The following is a 23,416-nucleotide window of genomic DNA, read 5'->3' as shown; positions in this document are numbered from 1 at the left end:
GTTGTGACTCATAGGTCACTCTAATTTGTGTGGTTTTATACAAAAGATTTCAGAGAAGTTGTAGTCGCTGTCGAGGCACGAGGCTGCGATGCGGGCCGCAGGACCGCCAAAACGGGGGTCGCTTCGCAACCCATCGCAGCCTCGTGCCTCGTGCCTCGTGCCTCGTCAGCGACTACGGGTTTAGATCACAGCTGGTTGAACAGGCTGAGCTGGGAGATTTTGACGAACGCCAGTTGCGAGGCTTCGAGCATGGATTTCTGGAAGGCCAGTTGGGTGGCCGCGCTCGCGGTGTCGGTGTTGCCGATGGCCGCGGTGGTGGAGTCGTTGGCCAGGCCCATGCTGGTGTTTTCGTCGAATTGAATGTCCACCGCGTTCAATCGCGCACCGATTGAGCCGCGTGCGGTATCGATGCTGGCGCTGGCGTTTTTCAGGTTGCCAATCGCGGTGTTGATTGCGTCACGCTGCATGCGCGAAGCCGCCACGTCTTTTTCACTCGGCACCACTAACGCCTTGCGCAGCTCGCTAATGGTGTCCAGCGCGCTCTGGCTCTGGTGGTTGTTGTTGCTGACGACAAACTGGTCGCCCGAGGCCGGGGTGCCGGTGAAGTCAAATTTGACGCCCATAGCCTCCAGCGAGCCATCGGCCAGGGTGCCCTTGGCAATCGACTTGCTGCTGTCGGTCAGCGGCTGTGCGTAGACCTCGTACTCGGTGGCGCTGGTGAACTTGATCACCGCACCATTGCTCGGAAAGCTGTCGCTGTAGGTGCCCGCGTTGCTCACGTTGGAACCGGTGATTTGCGCCGTCGAGCTGTTGCTCGGGGTGCGCGAGGCATTGAAGGTGTCGGGCTTGGCTTGCAGGGTGAAGGTATGGCCCTTGACCGCCGCGTCCTGGTCGGTCGGGGCAATGTCCTTGAGGTTCAGGTTGATGTCAAAGGACACCCCGCGCAGGCTGATGCTGTGCGCGCCCTCTTTGGTCGAATCGAACACGCCGTTGCCCGGGATCTCCGAGGTCACGTCTTTGCCGTCGGCATCTTTGAGGGTGTATTGGGTGCTGCTGGTGAATTCCAGGGTATACGGCTGGCCTGCGGCAAAGCTCTTGTTGAACACCGCGCTGGAGGTCACCAGACCCGATGACACCGCAACCACGCCCTTGTCCGGCACCACCGCGCCGTCCGGGTCGAGCATCGGCTGCAAGGTGCTCTGGGTGCGCCCGGTGTTCACCGAGTTCTCCATAAAGCTTTTGGCCGTGTCGCTGCCCGCCAGGGTCAGAGTGTCCGAAACCTTGAGGTTGAGCTGAGTGTCATCGCCCTGATAGGTGTAGGTGCCATCGTTGTTGCGGATGTACGGCTGGGTGTCGGTCTTGGAGCCCGAGAACATGTAGTTGCCCGCGGAATCTTTGCTGTTGAGCAGGCTGAACACCTGATCTTCGATGCTGCCCAGTTCGTTGGCCACCGCCAAGCGGTCGGCGTCGTTGGTCAGACCGCCCGCCCGCAGCGCCAGCTCACCGGCTTTTTGCAGGGAGTTATTGATGCTGTCGAGCACGCTTTCCTGGTTGCTCAGCGACGACTTGATGCTGTCCATGTTGGCGGAGTACTGGCCCAGCATGTCCTTTTGCTGCTGCAGTTGCAGCAAACGTGCGGCGCCCACCGGATCATCGGCAGCGGTCTGGATGCGCACGCCAGAGTCGATCTGCTGCTGGGTCTTGATCACCGACGAGAAGTTGTTCTGGTAGGTGGTGCTGGTCGACTCAAAAAACTGGGCAGTGGAAATACGCATCGTCGAGTGCTCCCTTAAAGACTGTTGATCAGCGTGCTGAAGGTTTCTTGCGCCGCTTTGATGATTTGCGACGATGCGGTGTAGTACTGCTGGAACTTGACCAGGTTGGAGGCTTCTTCGTCCAGGTTGACCTGCGACACCGAGTTGCGGGTTTGCGTGGCGTACGCCAGGGCGGCCGTGTTGGCGGTGCCGTCGACGCTGGCCTGGCTGGCTTTGCCGCCGACCTTGGAGACCAACTGGCTGTACGAGGTGCCGAGGCTCGCCCCGCCTCCACCGCCGGTCACGCCCACGGTCTGTTTGGTTTGCAGGCCCAACAGCTGGTTGGCGTTGCTGTTGTCCGCCTTGCCGTCCTTGTTGAAGCGAATATCAAAGCTGTCCCCTTTGGCCGGGGAGCCGCTGAGGGTGGTGTCGAAGTTGACGGTTTTCGGCGTGCCGTCCGGGTTGGTCACCGCCGCGCCCGAGGCATCAAGCACCGGCACCTTGATCGTGACTTTGTTGTCCTGGCCCGGAACGATGGTGCCTTCGCCGATCTTCTCGCCCTTTTCATTGAGGATGCGATAGCCCTGAGTACCGCCGCTGGCTTCGTCAAAGGCAATGCGCACCGGCATCGCACCTTCGATTTCGCTTTGCGCTTTGCCCAAGTCCGCGCCGCCATAAATATTCAGCGCTTGCGACAGGCTCAGGCCGCTCGCCGCGCCGGTGCCGCTGTTGGAGCCGCCTTTAACGGCCACCAAAGGCCCGGCGAACGCCAATTTACTGGCATCGGTCATTTGCACGTTGAGGCTGCTGGCGCCATTGGCGGTGGGGCTGACTTTGAAGCTGTCGCCCTTGCTCAACGCGCCGCCATTGAGGCTCATGCTGAAGCCGTCGATCACCGCCGGCGGGTCTTGATCGAGCTTGAAGGCGCCCATGTTGGTGCCGTCCGAGCGCTTGACCGTGTACTCGTTGTCGCTGGTGAACGTGACCTGATAGTCGTAGGTGGTCAGTGCGCCGCTGTTGGTAATTTTTACATCGAGGTTGCCCGAGCCTGCGCTGTTGCCAGTCGCGGCCAGGCTGCGCTGGCTGATGGCCTTGTCGCTGTTGATGCTGCTGAACAGAGACGAGCCAAACTCACCGTTGGCGTCCAGCCCCTGCCCCAACTGCTGGTTGAAGGCATCGGCCAACACAATGGCCGTGCGCCCCAGTTCATTGATGGACGGAGCCAGCACGTCTTCGCGATAACGCAGCAGGCCGCCGATTTTGCCGCCGGTGAGCACCGAAGTGACGTCGGAGCTGGACTGCGGGTAGTTGATCTGGATGCTGAACTGGCTTTTGTCGGTTTTGCTGGGCACCGCCGACAAGGTGTTCGAGGTATTGCCCTGCACCAGCGCCTGACCGGTGCCGAGGGTGATGTCGTACACGTTGTCGTGCTCTTGAACCGACACCCCGACCAACTCGTTGAGGGTGCGCACCGCTTCGTTGCGAGCATCCATCAGGTCGTTGGGAGTGTTGCCTGCGGTGGTGGCCTGGGCAATTTGCTTGTTCAGCGAGGCAATGGTGGCTGTGTGCTGGTTGACCATCGAGGTCAGGGTGTCCAGCTGGCTGTTGATGCCGTCGTTTTGCTGGTTGAGTTGAGTCGAAATCGAATTGAAGCGGTTGCTCAGGGTTTGCGCATTGGTCAGCAGCAATTGCCGCGTGGAACTGTCACCTGGCGCCCCGGCCGCTGTCTGCAAGGAGGCGAAAAAGCTGTTCAGCGCCGACGACACACCGGTGCTTTTGTCCGAGAGCAGTTTGTCGATCGAGCCGATCTGGTCGAGATACGCCTGGGCGTCGCCGTTGAGCGATGTGGTGGCTTGCAACTGGGCGTCGAGGTAGGAGTTGTACACCCGGCGCACGTCGGCCAGGGTGGTCCCGGTACCGATAAACACCCCGCTCACCTGTTGCGAGCCCGCGCTGCTCTGCACCACTTGCTGACGCGAGTAGCCCGAGGTATTGGCGTTGGCAATGTTATTGCCCACGGTTGCCAAGGCCCCTTGGCTGGCGTTAAGCCCCGACATCCCGATGTTGATCAAACTCGCCATGGTTCAAACCTTATAAATGCGTGAGAGAACCCGTCGAGACGTAGCTCTGGTAGGTTTTCATTTGCTTGGCAATCTGCGAAATCTTGCTCGCGTACTCAGGGTCGGTCGCGTAACCGGCCTTCTGCAATTCACGAACAAACTGCTCTGGTTTATCGGCTGCGTTGAGCACATCTTTATAACGATTGTTGCTCTGCAGCAGGGTCACCAGGTCGTGGAAGCTGTCTTGGTAGGAGTTGTAGGAACGGAAGTCCGCCGTCTCCTTGACCATCTGCCCGTCGCGAAACTCACTGGTAATGGCCCGCGCCTGCGCGCCCTGCCAATTGCCGGTGGCCTTGATGCCGAACAGGTTGTAACTGCTGTTGCCGTTTTGTTGACGCATCACCGATTTGCCCCAGCCGGTTTCCAGTGCCGCTTGCGCGACCAGGTACAGCGGGTCGACGCCGATTCGGTCGGCTGCTTGCTGCGCCATCGGCAGCATGGTGGCAACGAATGCATCCGGCGATTCAAAGGCCTGCTTGGCCGGAGCCAACGGCGGCTGGGCCACGGCGCGGCCATAAATCTGCATGCGCCCGTGCACCCCGGAGGCGCTGAGCATCGGTTGACGGCTGCCCTTGATCACCGCGTCCAGCGCCGGGCTGGTGCGGCCCGGTACGGTGCTGGTGTTGAGGGTGGAACGCGCCGGATCAGCCGACGGCACAATCCCGGCCAACAGGCGGTCGGTCAATTTGCTCGGTAACGCCAGACGACGCTGGTTAAGCATCGCCATGTCATTTTTGTGCCCGCCATCGACCGCAGGCGTGGCCACCCGCGCGGCCCACAAAGCGCGCTGGCCGTTGGAGCGCACGAACGGGCTGTTGGTGGTGGTCGCAGGCGCTGCGGCCTTGGTTTCTGCGGCCACAGCGGGCGTGGCGGGTACGTCACCCGGCACCACCGATTGGTTTTTCGACATCTGGCGCATCAGCACGTCGGCCAGGCCAATGCCGCCGCCCTGGCGTGACAAAGTCACCGACAGTTGCTGGTCGTACATTTCCTGATACTGCTTGGCCGCAGGCGTGTTCAGCGGGTTGTCCTTGCCCAGCACTTCGTTGGCCGAACGCATGGACTTGAGCATTTCGTTGAGGAACAGCGACTCGAATTCCTGCGCAACCTTGCGCATATTGCCGTCGCTGTTACGGTCGCCCACCTTCAGGTTGTTCAGACGATTGAGGTCGCTGAACGCCCCCGAATCGCTGTCACTGACGACGCCACTCTTACGCATGTCCATGCCGTTGGCCTCAGATCACGATCAGGTCGGCTTGCAAGGCGCCGGCCTGTTTCAGGGCTTCGAGGATCGCCATCAGATCCCCCGGCGCCGCGCCCACCTGATTCACCGCCCGGACGATTTCGTCGAGGGTGGTGCCCGGGCCGAACTTGAACATCGGCTTGGCTTCTTGCTGGGCGTTGATCCGCGAACGCGGCACTACCGCCGTCTGGCCGTTGGACAATGGGCCCGGCTGGCTGACGATCGGGTCTTCGGTAATGGTCACGGTCAAGCTGCCGTGGGTCACCGCCGCAGGCGATACCTTGACGTTTTGCCCGATCACGATGGTGCCGGTGCGCGAGTTGATAATGACCTTGGCCACGGCCTGGCCCGGATCCACTTCAAGGTTTTCCAGAATCGACAGGTAGTCAACGCGCTGGCTGGGGTCCAAGGGCGCGGTGACGCGGATCGAGCCGCCGTCAATCGCCTGGGCCACACCCGGCCCCAGCAGGTCGTTGATTTTGTCGACCACGCGCTTGGCGGTGGTGAAGTCGGAACGGTTGAGGTTCAGGGTCAGGCTGTTGCCTTGGTTGAAACCGCTGGGCACGGCCCGCTCAACCGAAGCACCGCCCGGAATGCGCCCGGCTGACGGTACGTTAACGGTGATTTTCGAGCCGTCACGGCCTTCGGCGTCAAAGCCACCGACCACCAGGTTGCCTTGGGCAACGGCGTAGACGTTGCCGTCAATGCCCTTGAGCGGAGTCAGCAACAGCGTGCCGCCGCGCAGGCTTTTCGAGTTGCCGATGGACGACACGGTGATGTCGATCACCTGCCCCGGCTTGGCGAACGCGGGCAAATCGGCGCTGACTGACACCGCGGCGACGTTTTTCAACTGCACGTTGCCCGAACCCGGTGGCACTTTGATGCCGAACTGCGAGAGCATGTTGTTGAAGGTCTGCAGGGTGAACGGCGTTTGCGTGGTCTGGTCGCCCGTGCCGTTAAGCCCGACCACCAGGCCATACCCAATCAGTTGGTTGGAGCGCACGCCGGAAATGCTGGCGATGTCTTTCAACCGCTCGGCGTGAGCGCCCAGGGTTGTCGACAGCAGCAGTACGGCTGCCAGCAGGTGCTTGAGGTTCGGCATGGTCGGTCCGGTCAGAAAGGAAACAGTGGGCTAAGGAAGAAGCGGTCAAACCAGCCCGGCTGGCTGGCATCGGCAAACGAGCCTGTCCCCGAGTAGGTAATGCGCGCATCGGCCACGCGGGTCGAGGACACGGTGTTGTCGGTAGAGATGTCATCCGCCCGGACCAACCCGGCGATTCGCACCAGTTCGTCGCCAGTGTTCAAGGTCATCCACTTCTCGCCGCGCACGGCGATGATGCCGTTAGGCAGAACGTCGGCCACGGTCACGGTGATCGAACCGGTCAGGCTGTTGCCCTGCCCGGCCTTGCTGTCGCCCTTGGTGGCGCGGCTGCCGCTGTAGCCTGCGTTGAGGCTCAGGTCGGCACCGCCCAACGGGTTGTTGGTGGTCATGCCGCCACCGAACAGCGAAGTCAGGCCGATGTTGGTGTTGCTGTTTTTACCGATGGCCGAGTTGGCGTTTTTGCTCGCCTGGGTGCGCTCGTTCAGGGTGATGGTGATGATGTCACCCACCCGGAATGCCTTGCGGTCGCTGTACAGGTTCTGTTCAAAACCGGCCTGGTAAATCGAGCCGTTGTTCGCCGCCGCCGGCAGCGGTGTGCGCGGCAGTACCGGGGCGTAGTACGGATCATTAGGGCGTGGCGGCGGGCTGACACAGCCCGCCAGAAAAGTAACGCCACCCAGTGCCAGAACAGAAATAAAGCGTTTCATGACCTCTCCCGCTTCACGTAATTACAGATTTTGCGTCACAAACGACAACATTTGATCGGCGGTGGAGATCACTTTGGAGTTCATCTCGTAAGCGCGTTGGGTGGTGATCATGTTGACCATCTCTTCAACGGTGCTGACGTTTGAGGTTTCGAGGGTGTTCTGCATGGTGGTGCCGAAACCGTTCAGGCCCGGCGTGCCGATTTGCGGCGCGCCGCTGGACGCGGTCTCAAGGAACAGGTTACCGCCCTGTGCCTGCAAGCCGGCCGGGTTGATGAAGTCGGCGGTTTGCAGGTTGCCGATGATCTGCGCAGCGGCGTTGCCGGGCACGGTGACCGACACGGTGCCGTCCTGACCTACGGTGAACGTCTCGGCATCGGCAGGCACGACAATCGCAGGCTCCAGGGTGAAACCGCTGGCAGTGACGATCTGGCCGTTGGAATCGAGGTGGAAAGTACCGTCACGGGTGTAGGCCGTTGTCCCGTCGGGCTGCATGATCTGGAAAAACCCGCGGCCATTGATGGCCATGTCCAGCGGCTGCTCGGTGGTTTGCAGGCTGCCGGCGGTGAAGTTCTTTTGCGTGCCGACAATGCGCACACCGGTACCCAGTTGCAGGCCGGAAGGCAGCTCGCTGTCTTGGGTCGATTGCGCGCCGGGCTGGCGTTTGATCTGGTAGAGCAAGTCCTGGAACTCGGCACGATCACGCTTGAAGCCAGTGGTCGAGACGTTGGCCAAGTTGTTGGAAATTGTCGTCAGGTTGGTGTCTTGTGCAGCCAAACCCGTTTTTGCAACCCACAGTGCCGGAAGCATGCGTGCTCTCCTCGTGCGCCGGTTTTTCGGCGCAACGTTTCAGTAATTAGCTCATGGCCAGGACGCGAGTCATGGCCTGGTCGTCTTCTTTGGCGGTGTTCATCATTTTGATGTGCAACTCGAACTGCTTGGACAGGGCCAGCACCGAGGTCATCTCTTCGACGGCATTGACGTTGCTGGCCTCCAGAAACCCGGAGGTCACCCGCACATTGGCGTCGAATGGCGCAGGCTGGCCGTTGGCGGTGTGGATCAGGCCGTCGAGGCCTTTAGTCATGGAGCGCAGGTCCGGTTGAACCAGCTTGATGCGGTCCACTTCAGCCATCACGCGCGGGCCTTCGCCCATGGCGCGAATGCTGATGGTGCCGTCTTCGCCCACTTCAATTTGCTGCTGCGGCGGCACGGCGATCGGCCCGCCGTTGCCCATGACCGGCATGCCATTGCCGGCCCGCAGAATGCCCAGCGAGTCGACATTCATGCTGGCGGTGCGCACATAGGCTTCGCTGCCATCGGGCGCCTGCACGGCCAGCCAGCCATCGCCTTTGACGGCGATGTCCAGGTCACGCCCGGTTTGCACCAGTGCACCCGGCGTGAAATCCGTGGCAGGTCGCTCGGTCATGGCAAAAGCCCGCGCAGGAAAGCTGTCGCCAAACACCGGCATCGAACGCGCCTGTTCCAGATCGCGCTGAAAGCCGTTGGTTGAGATGTTCGCCAGATTGTTGGCATGTGCCTTTTGCGCCAGAGCATTCTGACTGGCGCCGGTCATTGCCACATAAAGGTACTTGTCCACACTCATTCCTCTGCCTGACGGACGCTTGCCGCCCACCGCTGTACTGAATGGGTACTAGCAATTTGCGCACCAACTTTTTATTGACGGTGAAAAGGCCGTGCTCGTGGGGCTTGAGGGGGGTTATGTGGCGTCACAGAAATGGCAAACCGGCGTGGTTATGCCGGTTGCGGCAAAGGGCGGCCTGTTCGGCACAAAAAAACGGTGGGAGCGGGCTTGCTCGCGATGCAAGCGACTCGGTGTACTTGACACTGCGTGTCGATCCAATCGCGAGCAAGCCCGCTCCCACAAGGTTTTTGCGCGTTTTTAATCCCGACCAGGCTTGATGATGTCGTGCTCGCGCAGTTTGTTGGCGATGGTGGTGTGCGATACGCCCAAGCGCTTGCCCAGCAGGCGGCTGCTTGGGTGTTCGGAGTACAGGCGCTCCAGCACGGCTTTTTCAAAGCGGCCGACGATTTGGTCCAGACCCCCTTCCATCGAGAATTCGCCCAACGGTTGGCGCACGCCGTAGTCCGGCAAGCGGATGTGTTCGGCTTTGACCACACCGCCATCGCACAGCGACACCGCCTGGAACAACACGTTTTCCAATTGCCGCACGTTGCCCGGCCAATGGTAGTGGCTCAAGCGGTCCATCGCCGCCGGGGCCAGGCGCGGCAACGCACAGCCAATTTGCCGACTGGCCTGATCGAGAAAATGCTCGACCAACGGCTCAAGGCCATCCAGGCAATCGCGCAACGGCGGGATGTGCAACGACAGCACGTTAAGCCGGTGGTAAAGGTCCTGACGGAATTCGCCACGGGCGCACAGCTCAGACAAATCCACCTGCGTGGCGCACATCACGCGCACATCGAGGTAGACCTCTTCGTCGCTGCCGACACGGCGAAAGCAACCGTCCTGCAGAAAGCGCAGCAATTTGACCTGCAAGCGCGGGCTCATTTCGCCCACGCCATCCAGAAACAACGTGCCACCTGCGGTCAGCTCCAACAGCCCCAGCTTGCCCTCGGCCCGCGCCCCTTCGAATGCACCCGGCCCGTAGCCAAACAGCTCGGTTTCGGCCATCGACTCGGGCAAACCGGCACAGTTGAGCGCCATCAGCGGCGATTGCCCACGCGGGCTGGCCAAGTGACAGGCGCGCGCCAGCAATTCTTTGCCGGTGCCGGTTTCGCCTTCTATTAATAGAGGTGCATCCAGCGGCGCCATACGTCGGGCTTCGCGGACCACGGCGGCCATGACTTTTGAGCTTTGGAAAATACTGTCGAAGCCGCGCAACTCCTGCTTGCGCACGTTATAGATCTGCTCACCCAGACGGTCAGCCCGGTGCAAGGTGAGCACCGCGCCAGCCATGGCTTCGCTGTCATCGTGTTCCAGTTGCAGCGGCGCGATGTCAGCAAGGAACACATGCCCCTTGATCTTGACCCGCAGGCCGTTGATCCGCGATTTGTTGGCCCGTACCAGCTCCGGCAAGTCGAAGTCTTCGGCGTAGCGTGACAGGGCAATGCCCGGCACTTCATCGACGCGCACGCCGAGCAACTGCGCCGCTGCACGGTTGGCGGCCACAATCGAGCCGCCCATGTCGATGGACAGCACGGGGAATTCCAGCGCGCCGAGCAAGGCGTTGAGTTCCATGTGCCTGCGTTCGCTAGGCATCAGCCCTACGCGTTTGACGCCAAAAACCCCGGCAATGGTTTCAAACTTGGGGCGCAGCGCCTGAAACTGAAGGTTGATCAGGTTAGGGCAAAACAGATAGATCGCGTTGCCCTGATCGCCGCCCACCTCGCCGCGCTTGACGTTGATGCCGTAGGCCACCAACAGGTTGAGGATGTCACGCAGGATGCCAATCCGGTTTTGGCAGTGGACTTTGATACGCATGGGGCAAGGCTCGGCTATTGATCTGCTAACTGTAGGAGCGAGCTTGCTCGCTCCTACAGGGGTGTTTTTTTGTTCGGGAGAGCATTTTGCTGTCACGTTTTTTTGACGATTTTGCAATCACTCACGCAAGAATGACAGTTCAATTGCCCTGTCGTAACGAATTATTTACGGAATACGCACACCATTCCGGTAATAGACACGTTTCTCCGGCTGCATCCGACCAGCACTTGGGATATCACTTAACCCACGAATACGCGCCATCCCTGACAGAACAATAAAAACGATTTCTCTGCGGAGAGCACCATGAAGCAAACGAAATACGTCGCCCGTGAGCCGGATGCCAATGGCTTTATCGACTACACACCCGAGGAACACGGGGTGTGGAATACGCTGATTACCCGCCAGCTCAAATTGCTCGAAGGCCGCGCCTGCCCTGAGTACCTGCAAGGCATCGACAAACTCGGCCTGCCCCACGACCGTATCCCGCAACTGGGCGAGATCAATAAAGTGCTGGGCGAAACCACCGGCTGGCAAGTTGCCCGCGTGCCGGCTTTGATCCCCTTCCAGACCTTTTTCGAATTACTGGCCAGCAAGCAGTTCCCGGTGGCAACGTTTATTCGTACCCGTGAAGAACTGGATTACCTGCAAGAGCCGGATATTTTCCACGAGATTTTTGGCCATTGCCCGCTGCTGACCAACCCATGGTTTGCTGAATTCACCCACACCTACGGTAAGCTCGGCCTGCAAGCCAGCAAAGAACAGCGGGTGTATCTGGCCCGCCTGTACTGGATGACCATCGAGTTCGGGCTGGTGAATACCCCTGAAGGCAAACGCGTGTATGGCGGCGGAATTCTGTCTTCGCCTAAAGAAACGGTTTACAGCTTGTCTTCAGAACCTGAACATCAGCCATTCGATCCGCTGGAAGCCATGCGCACGCCGTATCGAATTGATATTTTGCAGCCGCTGTATTTTGTTCTGCCGGACTTGAAGCGCCTGTTTGACCTGGCCCACGAAGACATCATGGGCATGGTTGAAAAAGGCATGGAGCTGGGCTTGCATGCGCCCAAGTTCCCGCCCAAGCCGAAAGCGGCTTAACCCTTATTTTTTCAAGACCAATAAAAAATCGATTTCAGGAATACACCATGAGCACATTGAACCAAGCCCACTGCGAAGCCTGCCGCGCCGATGCTCCACAGGTCAGTGACGAAGAGTTGCCGATTCTGATCAAGCAGATCCCGGACTGGAACATCGAAGTTCGCGACGGCATCATGCAGTTGGAAAAGGTTTTTCTGTTCAAGAACTTCAAGCACGCCCTGGCGTTCACCAACACCGTTGGCGAAATCTCTGAAGCCGAAGGCCATCACCCGGGTCTGCTGACCGAATGGGGCAAAGTGACCGTGACTTGGTGGAGTCACTCGATCAAAGGCCTGCACCGCAACGATTTCATCATGGCCGCGCGCACCGATGACGTTGCCAAAACTGCCGAAGGTCGCAAGTAATGCACTTCTCAGCCATTGGCCGCGTGCCGGGCGATCCGATTCTGGGCTTGATCGACGCCTATAACCAGGACACCAACCCGAACAAATTCGACTTGGGCGTGGGCGTCTATAAAGACGCCAACGGCCTGACGCCGATTTTGCAGTCAGTCAAACAGGCCGAACAGCGCCTGGTAGATCAGCAACAGACCAAAACCTACATCGGCGGCCACGGCGACAGCCGTTTTGGCCAACTGATCAGTGAACTGGTACTGGGCACTGATTCGCCACTGCTGGCGGCCAAGCGTGCAGGCGCCACGCAAACGCCGGGCGGTACCGGCGCATTGCGTCTGGTGGCCGACTTTATCGCGCACTGCCTGCCAGGGCGCGGGATCTGGCTGAGCGACCCGACCTGGCCGATCCACGAAAGCATTTTCGCCGAAGCCGGGTTGAAGGTGGGTCATTACCCGTACGTGGGCCGCGACAACACCCTCAACGTGGCCGCCATGCTTCACGCCCTGGAGCATGTACCCAAGGGCGACGTGGTGTTGCTGCACGCGTGCTGCCACAACCCGACCGGCTTTGACCTGTCGCAGGACGACTGGCTGCAGGTGCTGGATGTCGTGCGTCGGCGCGAACTGCTGCCCCTGATCGACTTTGCCTATCAGGGCTTCGGCGACGGTCTGGAAGAAGATGCCTGGTCAACACGCCTGTTCGTGAGCGAACTGCCTGAAGTGCTGATCACCAGCTCTTGCTCGAAGAACTTCGGCTTGTACCGTGAGCGTGTCGGCGCGTTGATCGTATGTGCCAATGACGCCGAAAAACTGACCGATGTGCGCAGCCAACTGGCGTATCTGGCGCGTAACCTGTGGTCCAACCCGCCTGATCATGGTGCCGCCGTGGTGGCGACAATCCTCGGTGATGCGCAGCTCAAGGCGCAATGGGCCGCCGAAGTGGAAGCCATGCGCAGCCGCATCGCCCAGTTGCGCAGCGGTTTGGTCGAGGCGCTGACGCCGTTCGGTCTGGCCGAGCGCTTTGCGCACATCAACCAGCAACGCGGGATGTTTTCGTACACCGGGTTGAGTACCGAGCAAGTGCAAGTGCTGCGTGAAAAACACAGCGTTTACATGGTCGGCTCAGGGCGCGCCAACATGGCCGGGGTCGATGGCACCCGCCTGGAGCTGCTCGCCAAGGCCATTGCACAGGTCTGCCAGCACTAAAAAACCTGTAGGAGCGAGCTTGCCTCGCGATCTTTTGAGCGTTTAAAAGATCGCCAGTTCAAGCTCGCTCCTACAGGCCTGTTGCAAGATGAATAAATCGCCATAATCGGCGCCAGACGCAATAAAAAGACAAATTGTCACACTCCCTCCTGTATCCTGCCCTTGCTTTTTAAAAGCGCCGATTTACCCAGCGATTTAAAAACACACCTTACGAGGAGCGCGACGATGCACGAGATCCCAAACCTCCCCTTCCCAAGCCTGCATGAAACTCAGCAGCCAACCCCGCAACACACCAGTGGCGAAAACCCCGCACTGGAAGAGGCTCAAGACAGCCTCCAGGCCGACAGCGAAGACTGACCGGCCATCTATCAGGCGGTGCGAAAAGCTTCAGGTTTTTCATACCGCCTGACACAATTGCGGCACCCTTCTCTTCTCGCGGACAACAGCGTGACTGACACCTTCAGCGACACCCAGGCCAGCGTCCTGATCGGCACCGCCGAAAAAATGATCGAGCTCTGGGAGCGTCTCAGCCCACAAAAGCAGGCCCTGCTGCTTGAGCGCTTCGGCACCCAGGAAAACGCACTGGCTGCTTTAATTGCGACACAATTGGTTGCACCGTTGTAATCTGCACCTTACCGCTCCCCGCAGGACCCCTACCCAATGCCTGAAACACAACGCCCTATGGCAATCACGCTGCAAGTGGTTTCCATCGTTCTGTTTACCTTTATCGGCTATTTGAACATCGGCATCCCGCTCGCCGTATTGCCCGGTTACGTTCACAACCACCTGGGCTATGGCACGGTCATCGCCGGGCTGGTGATCAGCGTGCAATACCTGGCCACGCTCCTGAGCCGCCCTTACGCCAGCCGCATCATCGATAACCAGGGCAGCAAACGCGCGGTCATGTACGGGCTGGCGGGTTGCGGCTTGAGCGGTGTGTTGATGCTCACCTCAAGCTGGCTGGCGGCGGCACCTGCCTGGAGCCTGGCCAGCCTGCTGTTGGGCCGGCTGGTGCTGGGCAGCGCTGAAAGCCTGGTGGGTTCGGGGTCGATCGGCTGGGGCATTGGCCGCGTGGGCGCTGCCCACACCGCCAAAGTCATCTCCTGGAACGGCATCGCCAGCTACGGCGCCATTGCCATTGGCGCACCGCTGGGCGTGGTGATGGTCGGGCATTTGGGCATGTGGAGCCTGGGCGTGAGCATTATCGCCCTGGCCACGCTGGGCTTGCTGCTGGCCTGGCCAAAAGTGGCCGCGCCCATTGTCAGCGGCGTGCGCTTGCCGTTTCTGCATGTGCTGGGCCGGGTGCTGCCCCACGGTACAGGTTTGGCGCTGGGCTCGATTGGTTTTGGCACCATTGCCACCTTTATCACCCTGTACTACGCCACCAACCACTGGGAAAACGCCGCGCTGTGCCTGAGCCTGTTTGGTGCCAGCTTTATCAGTGCGCGGTTGCTGTTTGGCAACATGATCAACCGCCTGGGCGGCTTTCGCGTGGCGATTGCCTGCTTGAGCGTCGAAACACTGGGCTTACTGTTGCTATGGCTGGCGCCTGATCCGCATCTGGCCTTGGCCGGTGCGGCGTTGAGCGGTTTTGGCTTTTCGCTGGTGTTTCCGGCGCTGGGCGTTGAGGCGGTTAACCTGGTGCCCGCCTCTAGCCGAGGCGCAGCGGTGGGCGCGTACTCGCTGTTTATCGACCTGTCACTGGGCATCACCGGGCCACTGGTGGGCGCGGTGGCGGCAGGCTTTGGCTTTACCTCGATCTTCCTGTTTGCAGCACTGGCATCGTTTAGCGGGGTGCTGCTGAGTGTTTATTTGTATCGGCAGGCAAAGCTTGCACGAGGCAGCTAAGAACAACCCTCACCCTCTGGCTGAGGACTGTTGACTTTAAAAGTCCACCTTGCCCCGCCCAGCCTTGATGCTGCCGCGTTTGGTCTTGGATTCGAGGCGACGCTTTTTTGAGCCCAGAGTCGGCTTGGTCGGGCGGCGCTTTTTCTCGACCTTGGTCGCGCTCACGATCAATTCCAGCAAACGCTCCAGCGCATCCGCCCGGTTTTGCTCCTGGGTGCGGTATTGCTGCGCCTTGATGATCAACACCCCGTCACTGGTGATGCGGCTGTCACGCAGCGCCAGCAGTCGCTCTTTGTAAAAAGGCGGTAAGGATGAGTTGGGGATGTCGAAGCGCAAATGCATGGCGCTTGAGACTTTGTTGACGTTCTGCCCGCCCGCGCCTTGGGCACGAATGGCCGTCAGTTCGATTTCGGCATCGGGGATATGCACGTTGTTGGAAATCACCAGCATTACAAAGGTCCATCAGCAGGGCGTGCAGCATACCCCACAAACAACACACCCGGCGCGGTGGCCGGGTGTGTTGTTTAACCGATCAATTTACTTGGCCGGGCTGTAAACCTCAGCAGAGGCTTGTTCTACACGCTTGGGTTTCAACCAGTAGCAGAGCCCCATAAAGGCCACCCAAATCGGCATCGCGAACACCGAGATGCGAATGCCCGGGATCAACAGCATGATCACCAGAATGAACGCTACAAACGCCAGGCAGATGTAGTTGCCGTACGGGTACCACAGCGCCTTGAACAGCGGGGTTTGCGCGGTTTTGTTCATGTGCTGGCGGAACTTGAAGTGCGAGTAGCTGATCATCGCCCAGTTGATCACCAGCGTCGCAACCACCAGCGACATCAGCAGTTCCAGCGCGTCGTGCGGCATCCAGTAGTTGAGCAGTACCGCAATCACCGTCACTGCTGCCGAAGCCAGAATGGCATTGACCGGCACGCCGCGCTTGTCGATCTTGGCCAGCGCTTTGGGCGCATCGCCCTGCTGCGCCATGCCCAGCAGCATACGGCTGTTGCAGTAGGTGCCGCTGTTGTACACCGACAACGCTGCAGTCAGCACCACGAAGTTGAGGATGTTCGCTGCGGTGTTGCTGCCCAACATCGAGAACACTTGTACAAACGGGCTGCTGCTGTAGCTGTCGCCACCAGCGTTGAGGGTTTCAAGCAGCGAGTCCCATGGGGTCAGCGACAGCAGAACCACCAGCGCACCGATGTAGAAAATCAGGATGCGGTAGATCACCTGGTTGATCGCTTTAGGGATCACCGTGCGCGGCTTGTCGGCTTCAGCTGCGGTGAAACCGAGCATTTCCAGACCACCGAACGAGAACATGATGAAGGCCATGGCCATCAACAAACCGGTCACGCCGTGCGGGAAGAAACCACCGTGCGACCACAGGTTGCTGACGGAAGCCTGAGGGCCGCCGCTGCCACTGGTGAGCAAGTAACTGCCCAGGGCGATCATGCCGATAATGGCCACGACCTTGATGATCGCGAACCAGAACTCGGCCTCGCCAAACACTTTGACGTTGGTCAGGTTGATCACGTTGATCAGCACGAAGAAGGCTGCCGCCGAGGCCCAGGTCGGGATTTCGGGCCACCAGTAGTGCACGTATTTACCGACCGCAGTCAGTTCCGACATGCCCACCAGGATGTACAGCACCCAGCAGTTCCAGCCCGACAGGAAGCCGGCAAAACCGCCCCAGTATTTATGCGCAAAGTGGCTGAAGGAGCCGGCAACGGGCTCTTCGACGATCATTTCGCCGAGCTGGCGCATGATCATGAAGGCAATGAAGCCGCAGATGGCATAGCCCAGAATCATTGATGGACCGGCCGATTTCAGTACCCCGGCCGAGCCGAGGAACAGGCCAGTACCAATCGCGCCGCCGAGGGCAATCAACTGGATATGACGATTTTTCAGGCCGCGTTTAAGCTCACCTGATTGCGAGGTTTTTCCACTCATTGAAAGCGTTCCACACAAGGTTTGATGTGATTCAGTGCGATGTAGCTTGAGCACCAGAGGCAGTGATCGAAGGGTCTACAACACACATCAAACCCCAGCGCAGACGCCAAGAATCCAAGGTTGTTTCACGAGTCATGCGTCACCTGTTTGTTTTTATCTGTGACGGAATCGAACCCGCAACGCTTGTGGCGATGCGGAGTTAACAAGGCGGGTTAGCCTCGAGGTTTTGGCCACTCATCACGGGGTTGAGCAGCGCAAAAAGCGCGGGTACGCAATTGGGTCACAGTTAAAACGCGGCGCATTGTACACCCGCTCGTAGGCAAGATCCCATCACACCGCCGTTTGCAAGACGAAACAAGCCAATAAGTTGTCAGAAAAAGTACTAGCAGCCAGTTTTCCGGAAAGTATTCTTTACAGAAGGGGTGAAACAGGCTGCTGTGCCGGATAACCTGTTGATTTTGTAGAGATAGCTTTACGAGGCGTAAAGAAATATTTCCACCTACAACACCACGTCTGCGCAGGAGCGAGCTTGCTCGCGAGCTTTTAAAGATCAAAAGATCGCGAGCAAGCTCGCTCCTACAAGAGATGTGTGATTTGCAGGCATAAAAAAACGCCAACCCTTTGGGGGTTGGCGTTTTTTTCACAGCGCCGCAGGTTTACTCAGGCTTGCGACGGCCAAAGCCTGGACGCTGACCGGAACCGGACGGCGCGCCACGACGCTTGCCGGACGGCGCATCATCAACCAGCTTTGGGCCAGAGCGCGTCGGCTTGGCCGGGCGCTTGCTGATTTCGCTCGGACGCTCGGCGATCGGTGCACCGCGCCCTGCCGGTACACGGTCAGTGCGGCCGGACGGCTTGCGGGCCGGACGGGCAGACTCATCACGGGCCGGGCGACCTGGACGCTCACCTTCGATGTGCGGTTGACGCGCTGGACGCGGCGCAGCCGGCTCACCATTGGCCGGGCGCAAGGTGCGTGCAACACGGTCAGCACGCGGTACCGGGCGTGACGACTTGCGCTGCATACGCTCAAGCTTGTCTTTGCTCTTGGCGTTCATTTCAGGCAAGGCAACCGGCGTAAGGCCGACTTCAGCGCTGAGAATGTCGATTTCGTACTGGCTCATTTCGCGCCAGCGACCCATCGGCAGGTCAGAGTTGAGGAACACCGGACCGAAACGCACGCGCTTCAGACGGCTGACCACCAAGCCCTGGGATTCCCACAAACGACGTACTTCACGGTTACGGCCTTCCATCACCACGCAGTGGTACCAATGGTTGAAGCCTTCACCGCCTGGCGCTTGCTTGATGTCGGTGAAACGCGCAGGGCCGTCTTCCAGCACGACGCCCGCCTTGAGGCGCTCGATCATCTCGTCATCGACTTCGCCACGCACACGTACCGCGTATTCACGGTCCATTTCGTAGGAAGGGTGCATCAGGCGGTTAGCCAGCTCACCGTCGGTGGTGAACATCAGCAAGCCGGTGGTGTTGATGTCGAGACGACCGATGTTGATCCAGCGACCTTCTTTTGGACGCGGCAGCTTGTCAAACACGGTCGGACGGCCTTCCGGGTCGTCACGGGTGCAGATTTCGCCGTCGGGTTTGTTGTACATGATCACGCGGCGCACCGATTCGGCAGCCTCTTCACGCTTGATCACCTTGCCATCGATGGAGATGGCGTCATGCAGATCTACGCGCAACCCAAGGGTTGCATCCTTGCCGTTGACCTTGATGCGGCCTTGGCTGATCCAGCTTTCTACGTCGCGGCGCGAGCCGACGCCGATACGGGCGAGTACTTTTTGCAGTTTTTCGCCTGCCGGGCCAATTTCCTGGCTGTCTTTAGGGTCTAGATCACTCATCTGGGCACCTCCCGGTGTGTCAACTCAGGCGTGGCCTGAGGTGTTAAAAATTAAGCCCTGCAGCTCGAACGAGCGCGTGGGGGTCGCGAATCATACGCGGATGTTGGCCATTGCGCATCAATGTCGGGTGATGAAGCCGCTGACTTACTTCTTTTTCCGCCGGCCGGTGGCCTTCAGGGTCTTCAAACGCAGGGCGGCTTCGGCCAGCACGGCACGTTTTTCATCCTTGTCGAGTTTCTTCCAGCTTTTGATTTCACGCTTGCTGCGCCCACAGCCGATGCAGATGTCATCGGTGAATTTGCAGAGGCTGATGCAGGGGTCTTTCATGGTGGAGTCTCTCAAAATCCCTGTAGGCGCGAGCTTTTAAAGATCAAAAGATCGCGAGCAAGCTCGCTCCTACAAGGGGGGTGTCAGTCTTCGAGATCGCGGCGTTCTTGTTCGATGGCGTCGGCCAGGGCACGGGCTTCGAGTTCTTCTTCACTCAAGGCAGCCCGTGCTTCCAGGGCCGCGACGGCAGCACGCAAGCGATCACGCGCCAGCTCCGCCGCACTGAGCCGTGGCTCGACCTCAGGTTGCGGTTCTGGCTCAGGTTCTGGAGCTGGCTCTGGCTCTTCGCTGACTGCTGCCTCTTCCCTCAACAAATCATCAAAGTCAGTTTTAAGACCTTCTTCCATCGAGTCCAGTTCAACCAGCAAGGTGCGGAAGCTGGTCTCGTCCTTGGGCTCTTCAGGCTCCAGGCTTTCGTCGGCAAGGGCTTGCAGGTGCTCGGGCACAGGGGCGTCGTCGAAGTCGAGGATCGGGTCGGGCTCCAGCTCGCGCAGCTCGGCCAACGGCGGCAAATCGTCGAGGTTTTGCAGGTTGAAGTGGTCCAAAAACGCCTTGGTGGTCGCAAACATCGCCGGTTTACCCGGCACGTCGCGGTAGCCCACCACGCGGATCCATTCGCGCTCCAGCAGGGTCTTGACGATGTGGCTGTTGACCGCCACGCCGCGCACGTCTTCGATCTCGCCACGGGTGATGGGCTGGCGATAGGCAATCAATGCCATGGTTTCGAGCATGGCCCGTGAATAACGTTGCGGGCGTTCTTCCCACAGCCGCCCGACCCACGGCGAAAACTTCTCGCGAATTTGCAGGCGATAGCCCGAGGCGACTTCTTTGAGTTCAAAGGCGCGGCCATCGCACGATTTGCGCAGCACATCGAGGGCCTTTTTGAACACGGGCGGTTCAGGCCTTTCGCTCTCGTCAAACAGCTCAAACAGTCGCTCCAGGCTTTGCGGCTTTCCGGAGGCCAACAAAAAGGCCTCCAGCAGCGGCGCCAGTTCGCGGGGTTCAGTCAAATTCATGGTTTTAGCTCTTTATTCGGCTCGCGCCCGCACGTGGATGGCCGTGAAGGGCTCATTTTGCACCAACTCGACCAGCGACTCTTTGACCAGCTCAAGAATGGCCATAAAGGTCACGACCACGCCCAAACGCCCTTCTTCTGCGGTGAACAGCTCAACAAACGGCACAAAACCGCCGCCTTTGAGACGCTCAAGTACTTCACTCATGCGCTCTCGCGTGGACAGGGCCTCACGGCTGACCTGATGGCTTTCGAACATGTCGGTGCGGCGCAGCACCTCGGCCATGGACATCAGCAGTTCTTCGAGCGCGACGTCGGGCACCAGCTTGCGCGCACGCGCTTCGGGGGCATCGAGTTTGGGCACGATGATGTCGCGCCCTACCCGGCTCAAGCCATCAATGCCTTCCGCTGCCGCCTTGAATCGCTCGTATTGCTGCAAGCGGCGGATCAGCTCGGCACGCGGATCGCCTTCTTCCTCTTCGACCTCGGCCGAGCGCGGCAGGAGCATGCGTGACTTGATTTCGGCCAGCATCGCGGCCATCACCAAATACTCGGCGGCCAGCTCAAGGCGCACGGTTTTCATCAGCTCGACATAGCCCATGTACTGGCGTGTGATTTCCGCCACGGGAATGTCCAGGATGTCGATGTTCTGTTTGCGGATCAGGTACAGCAGCAAGTCGAGCGGGCCTTCAAACGCGTCAAGAAACACCTCCAGCGCATCCGGGGGGATGTACAGGTCCATCGGCATTTCAATAACGGCCTGGCCATAGACCATGGCAAACGGAAGCTCTTGCTGGGCACCGGCTTGATCATCAACCGCTTCTACTACGTCCAGGTCTGACATCAGGCCTCGACCATAAACGGCGTCGGATCACCACAACCTACCCGTACGATTTCGGGCTCGTCATTAACCAGATTAATCACGGTCGAGGCCTTATTGCCGCCAAAACCGCCATCAATAATCAGGTCGACGTGTTTTTCCAGCACATCGCGAATGAGGTACGGGTCTTCCATCGGCTCGGTTTCACCCGGCAAGATCAGCGTGACACTCATCAGTGGCTCGCCCAGTTCTTCGAGCAATGCCAGGGCAATGGGATGCTGCGGCACGCGCATGCCAATGGTGCGACGCTTGGGGTGCAGCAACAAACGCGGAACGTCACGGGTGGCGTTGAGGATGAAGGTATACGGTCCCGGCGTGTGCGTCTTGAGCAGACGGAACACCTCGGTATCAACTTTGGCAAACAAGCCCAGTTGCGACAAACCCGAACACATCAAGGTGAAGTTGTGTTTGTCATCCAGGTTACGCAGGCGCTTGATCCGCTCGATCGCAGACTTGTCGCCCATCTGGCATCCCACTGCGTAGGACGAGTCGGTGGGGTAGATCACCACGCCACCCTTGCGGATGATCTCGACTGCCTGTTTGATCAGGCGCGGCTGCGGGTTTTCCGGATGTATCTGGAAAAATTGACTCACGTTATGTTCCTGTTCAGTCGGTGGCAGCAGGCTGGTCATATTTGAATCGACACCACAATGGCGGCAGATCTTCCGGGACGGGGCGATATTCGCCGATCTCGGACCAACCTCCAGGGCCATGAAAATCACTGCCGGCACTGACCAGCAGACCAAATTCACGCGCCAGAATCGCCAGGCTGCCCACCTGATCAGCAGGTTGGTAGCCATTGACGACCTCAATCGCGTGACCTCCCGCTTGAATATAGTCGCCAATCAGCCGACGTCGCTTGCTGCGCGTGAAATCGTAGTGCGACGGGTGCGCCAGGCTCACCCAGGCACCGGCTGCACGCAAGGTGCCGACGGTCTCTTCAAGGGTTGGCCAATGCTGCTTGACGTCGCCCAGCTTGCCAGCGCCCAGCCATTTGCGGAACGCTTCGGCACGGTCTTTAACGTACCCGGCCTCGACCAGATAGTCGGCAAAGTGCGGCCGGGCCGGGGCATTGCCGCTGTCACCCAGGCCCTGTTGAATGGCCCGCGCGCCTTCCAGCGCGCCGGGCATGCCTTTAAGGGCGAGCTTGCGGCTGATTTCTTCTGCGCGCAGCCAACGGCCTTCATGCAGTTTGGAGATGGCCTCAAGCAAGGCCGGTGCCTGGGTATCAAACCCGTAACCCAGCACATGAATGGTCGCGCCACCCCAGGTACACGACAATTCAATGCCGTTTACCAGCGTCATGTTCAAGGCCAGCGCCGCTGCGCGGGCTTCTTCGAGGCCTTCAAGTGTATCGTGATCGGTCAGGGCCAGGACTCGCACACCTTTCTCGAACGCACGCGCGACCAGTGCCGCCGGCGCCAAAGCGCCATCAGATGCCGTGCTATGGCAATGCAAGTCTATTTCCACGGGGATTTAATAACCTCTAGCTGACGCTTTCGCTGTCATTGATGTTTGTTATTATGCCGCCACATCCTGCTTCTGGCTGCCACTGTGAAACAATTCATCGACTTCATCCCGCTGTTACTGTTTTTCGTTGTCTACAAAATCGAACCACGCGTCGTCGATTTCGCCGGGCATAGCCTGACGGTCGGGGGCATCTTCAGCGCGACAGCGATGTTGATCCTCAGCTCGGTGGTGGTTTACGGCATTCTGTTTATCAAGCAGCGCAAGCTCGAAAAGAGCCAGTGGCTGACCCTGATCGCCTGCCTGGTATTTGGCAGCCTGACCTTGGCCTTCCACAGCGAAACCTTCCTTAAATGGAAGGCGCCGGTGGTGAACTGGCTGTTTGCCGTGGCGTTTGCCGGTAGCCATTTCATTGGCGACAAGCCGCTGATCAAACGCATCATGGGCCACGCGCTGACCCTGCCGGACGCTGTCTGGACGCGCCTGAACGTGGCCTGGATCGGCTTCTTCCTGTTCTGCGGTGCGGCCAACCTGTTTGTGGCCTTCACTTATCAGAGCATTTGGGTCGACTTCAAAGTCTTCGGCAGCCTGGGCATGACCGTGTTGTTCCTGGTTGCTCAGGGTATTTATCTGTCGCGCCACCTGCATGACACCGATTCTGCACCGACCAACACCAAATCCGAGGACTGACATGCTCTACGCAATCATTTCCACCGACGTTGCCGACTCCCTTGAAAAACGCCTGGCCGCGCGTCCCGCGCATCTTGAGCGCCTGCAAGCACTGCAAAAGGAAGGCCGTGTCGTTCTGGCTGGCCCGCACCCGGCCATCGACAGCAATGACCCCGGCCCGGCCGGTTTCACTGGCAGCCTGGTGGTCGCTGAGTTCGACTCCCTGGTAGCTGCCCAGGCATGGGCTGACGCGGACCCTTACGTGGCTGCTGGCGTGTACGCCAATGTCATCGTCAAGCCGTTCAAGAAAGTCCTGCCCTAAT

The 23,416-nt window shown here is 59.4% G+C and carries 24 protein-coding genes; 8 read left to right on the top strand and 16 right to left on the bottom strand.

What is annotated here, in order from left to right; genetic code table 11:
* Positions 1–185: 185 nt before the first annotated feature.
* From GHO32_RS09735 to GHO32_RS09700, 8 genes are all read right to left on the bottom strand, one after another.
* Positions 186–1,775: a flagellar hook-associated protein 3 gene (locus GHO32_RS09735; RefSeq protein ID WP_153336183.1), complete on the bottom strand. Its 1,590-nt coding sequence runs from the start codon at positions 1,773–1,775 to the stop codon at positions 186–188.
* A 14-nt stretch (positions 1,776–1,789) separates the two neighbouring features.
* On the bottom strand, positions 1,790–3,835 hold the full coding sequence (gene flgK, locus GHO32_RS09730; RefSeq protein ID WP_123752022.1) for a flagellar hook-associated protein FlgK: 2,046 nt from the start codon (positions 3,833–3,835) through the stop codon (positions 1,790–1,792).
* Positions 3,836–3,845: 10 nt separating this feature from the next.
* Positions 3,846–5,099, bottom strand: coding sequence for a flagellar assembly peptidoglycan hydrolase FlgJ (gene flgJ / locus GHO32_RS09725; RefSeq protein ID WP_153338216.1), 1,254 nt, complete (start codon positions 5,097–5,099; stop codon positions 3,846–3,848).
* A 10-nt stretch (positions 5,100–5,109) separates the two neighbouring features.
* On the bottom strand, positions 5,110–6,219 hold the full coding sequence (locus GHO32_RS09720) for a flagellar basal body P-ring protein FlgI (protein ID WP_153336744.1): 1,110 nt from the start codon (positions 6,217–6,219) through the stop codon (positions 5,110–5,112).
* 11 nt (positions 6,220–6,230) lie between these two features.
* Positions 6,231–6,926 (bottom strand): flagellar basal body L-ring protein FlgH, encoded by a 696-nt coding sequence (flgH, locus tag GHO32_RS09715; RefSeq protein ID WP_048371453.1) that lies wholly within the window; start codon positions 6,924–6,926, stop codon positions 6,231–6,233.
* 21 nt (positions 6,927–6,947) lie between these two features.
* Positions 6,948–7,733 carry a flagellar basal-body rod protein FlgG gene (gene flgG, locus GHO32_RS09710; RefSeq protein ID WP_048371455.1) on the bottom strand — a complete coding sequence of 262 codons (786 nt, stop codon included), beginning with the start codon at positions 7,731–7,733 and terminating at the stop codon, positions 6,948–6,950.
* Positions 7,734–7,779: 46 nt separating this feature from the next.
* Positions 7,780–8,520: a flagellar basal body rod protein FlgF gene (locus GHO32_RS09705; protein WP_048371638.1), complete on the bottom strand. Its 741-nt coding sequence runs from the start codon at positions 8,518–8,520 to the stop codon at positions 7,780–7,782.
* Between the two features lie 303 nt (positions 8,521–8,823).
* On the bottom strand, positions 8,824–10,386 hold the full coding sequence (locus GHO32_RS09700; protein ID WP_048371457.1) for a sigma-54-dependent transcriptional regulator: 1,563 nt from the start codon (positions 10,384–10,386) through the stop codon (positions 8,824–8,826).
* A gap of 303 nt (positions 10,387–10,689) precedes the next feature.
* Here GHO32_RS09700 and phhA point away from each other — a divergent pair, with 303 nt between their 5' ends.
* The 6 genes from phhA to GHO32_RS09675 all read left to right on the top strand — a co-directional run bounded on the left by phhA (position 10,690) and on the right by GHO32_RS09675 (position 14,929).
* Positions 10,690–11,481 (top strand): phenylalanine 4-monooxygenase, encoded by a 792-nt coding sequence (gene phhA / locus GHO32_RS09695; protein WP_123752020.1) that lies wholly within the window; start codon positions 10,690–10,692, stop codon positions 11,479–11,481.
* A 47-nt stretch (positions 11,482–11,528) separates the two neighbouring features.
* Positions 11,529–11,885 (top strand): 4a-hydroxytetrahydrobiopterin dehydratase, encoded by a 357-nt coding sequence (locus tag GHO32_RS09690; RefSeq protein WP_153336746.1) that lies wholly within the window; start codon positions 11,529–11,531, stop codon positions 11,883–11,885.
* On the top strand, positions 11,885–13,081 hold the full coding sequence (locus GHO32_RS09685) for an amino acid aminotransferase (RefSeq protein WP_153329233.1): 1,197 nt from the start codon (positions 11,885–11,887) through the stop codon (positions 13,079–13,081). The genes GHO32_RS09690 and GHO32_RS09685 overlap by 1 nt, the downstream gene beginning before the upstream one ends.
* 225 nt (positions 13,082–13,306) lie before the next feature.
* Positions 13,307–13,438 (top strand): hypothetical protein, encoded by a 132-nt coding sequence (locus tag GHO32_RS26820; protein ID WP_256665532.1) that lies wholly within the window; start codon positions 13,307–13,309, stop codon positions 13,436–13,438.
* A 90-nt stretch (positions 13,439–13,528) separates the two neighbouring features.
* The gene (locus tag GHO32_RS09680; protein ID WP_153336747.1) at positions 13,529–13,705 is read left to right on the top strand and encodes a hypothetical protein; all 177 of its coding nucleotides are present in this window, start codon (positions 13,529–13,531) and stop codon (positions 13,703–13,705) included.
* 36 nt (positions 13,706–13,741) lie between these two features.
* Positions 13,742–14,929: an MFS transporter gene (locus tag GHO32_RS09675; protein WP_048386086.1), complete on the top strand. Its 1,188-nt coding sequence runs from the start codon at positions 13,742–13,744 to the stop codon at positions 14,927–14,929.
* 36 nt (positions 14,930–14,965) lie between these two features.
* Here GHO32_RS09675 and arfB read toward each other — a convergent pair whose 3' ends face one another.
* The 8 genes from arfB to GHO32_RS09635 all read right to left on the bottom strand — a co-directional run bounded on the left by arfB (position 14,966) and on the right by GHO32_RS09635 (position 22,427).
* Positions 14,966–15,379, bottom strand: a complete 414-nt coding sequence (gene arfB, locus GHO32_RS09670) for an alternative ribosome rescue aminoacyl-tRNA hydrolase ArfB (protein WP_048371466.1) — start codon at positions 15,377–15,379, stop codon at positions 14,966–14,968.
* An 87-nt stretch (positions 15,380–15,466) separates the two neighbouring features.
* Positions 15,467–16,885, bottom strand: coding sequence for an amino acid permease (locus GHO32_RS09665; protein ID WP_153336748.1), 1,419 nt, complete (start codon positions 16,883–16,885; stop codon positions 15,467–15,469).
* Positions 16,886–17,541: 656 nt separating this feature from the next.
* On the bottom strand, positions 17,542–18,738 hold the full coding sequence (rluB, locus tag GHO32_RS09660; protein ID WP_048371470.1) for a 23S rRNA pseudouridine(2605) synthase RluB: 1,197 nt from the start codon (positions 18,736–18,738) through the stop codon (positions 17,542–17,544).
* Between the two features lie 144 nt (positions 18,739–18,882).
* On the bottom strand, positions 18,883–19,065 hold the full coding sequence (locus GHO32_RS09655; RefSeq protein WP_048371472.1) for a DUF1289 domain-containing protein: 183 nt from the start codon (positions 19,063–19,065) through the stop codon (positions 18,883–18,885).
* An 83-nt stretch (positions 19,066–19,148) separates the two neighbouring features.
* The gene (gene scpB / locus GHO32_RS09650; RefSeq protein ID WP_153336267.1) at positions 19,149–20,081 is read right to left on the bottom strand and encodes an SMC-Scp complex subunit ScpB; all 933 of its coding nucleotides are present in this window, start codon (positions 20,079–20,081) and stop codon (positions 19,149–19,151) included.
* A gap of 12 nt (positions 20,082–20,093) precedes the next feature.
* Positions 20,094–20,792 carry a ScpA family protein gene (locus GHO32_RS09645; RefSeq protein WP_178113870.1) on the bottom strand — a complete coding sequence of 233 codons (699 nt, stop codon included), beginning with the start codon at positions 20,790–20,792 and terminating at the stop codon, positions 20,094–20,096.
* 128 nt (positions 20,793–20,920) lie between these two features.
* Positions 20,921–21,550 (bottom strand): L-threonylcarbamoyladenylate synthase, encoded by a 630-nt coding sequence (locus GHO32_RS09640; RefSeq protein WP_178110058.1) that lies wholly within the window; start codon positions 21,548–21,550, stop codon positions 20,921–20,923.
* A 13-nt stretch (positions 21,551–21,563) separates the two neighbouring features.
* A complete protein-coding gene (locus GHO32_RS09635; protein WP_368668438.1) occupies positions 21,564–22,427 on the bottom strand; it encodes a PHP domain-containing protein in 864 nt (287 codons plus the stop codon).
* 84 nt (positions 22,428–22,511) lie between these two features.
* Here GHO32_RS09635 and GHO32_RS09630 point away from each other — a divergent pair, with 84 nt between their 5' ends.
* Positions 22,512–23,114 carry a septation protein A gene (locus GHO32_RS09630; RefSeq protein WP_123752013.1) on the top strand — a complete coding sequence of 201 codons (603 nt, stop codon included), beginning with the start codon at positions 22,512–22,514 and terminating at the stop codon, positions 23,112–23,114.
* Between the two features lies 1 nt (position 23,115).
* Positions 23,116–23,415, top strand: coding sequence for a YciI family protein (locus GHO32_RS09625; protein WP_048371486.1), 300 nt, complete (start codon positions 23,116–23,118; stop codon positions 23,413–23,415).
* Position 23,416: the final 1 nt, after the last annotated feature.

This window comes from Pseudomonas sp. FSL R10-2189 (assembly GCF_009600325.1).
Lineage (GTDB): Bacteria > Pseudomonadota > Gammaproteobacteria > Pseudomonadales > Pseudomonadaceae > Aquipseudomonas > Aquipseudomonas helleri.
This window is presented reverse-complemented; position numbering and strand designations above follow the sequence as displayed.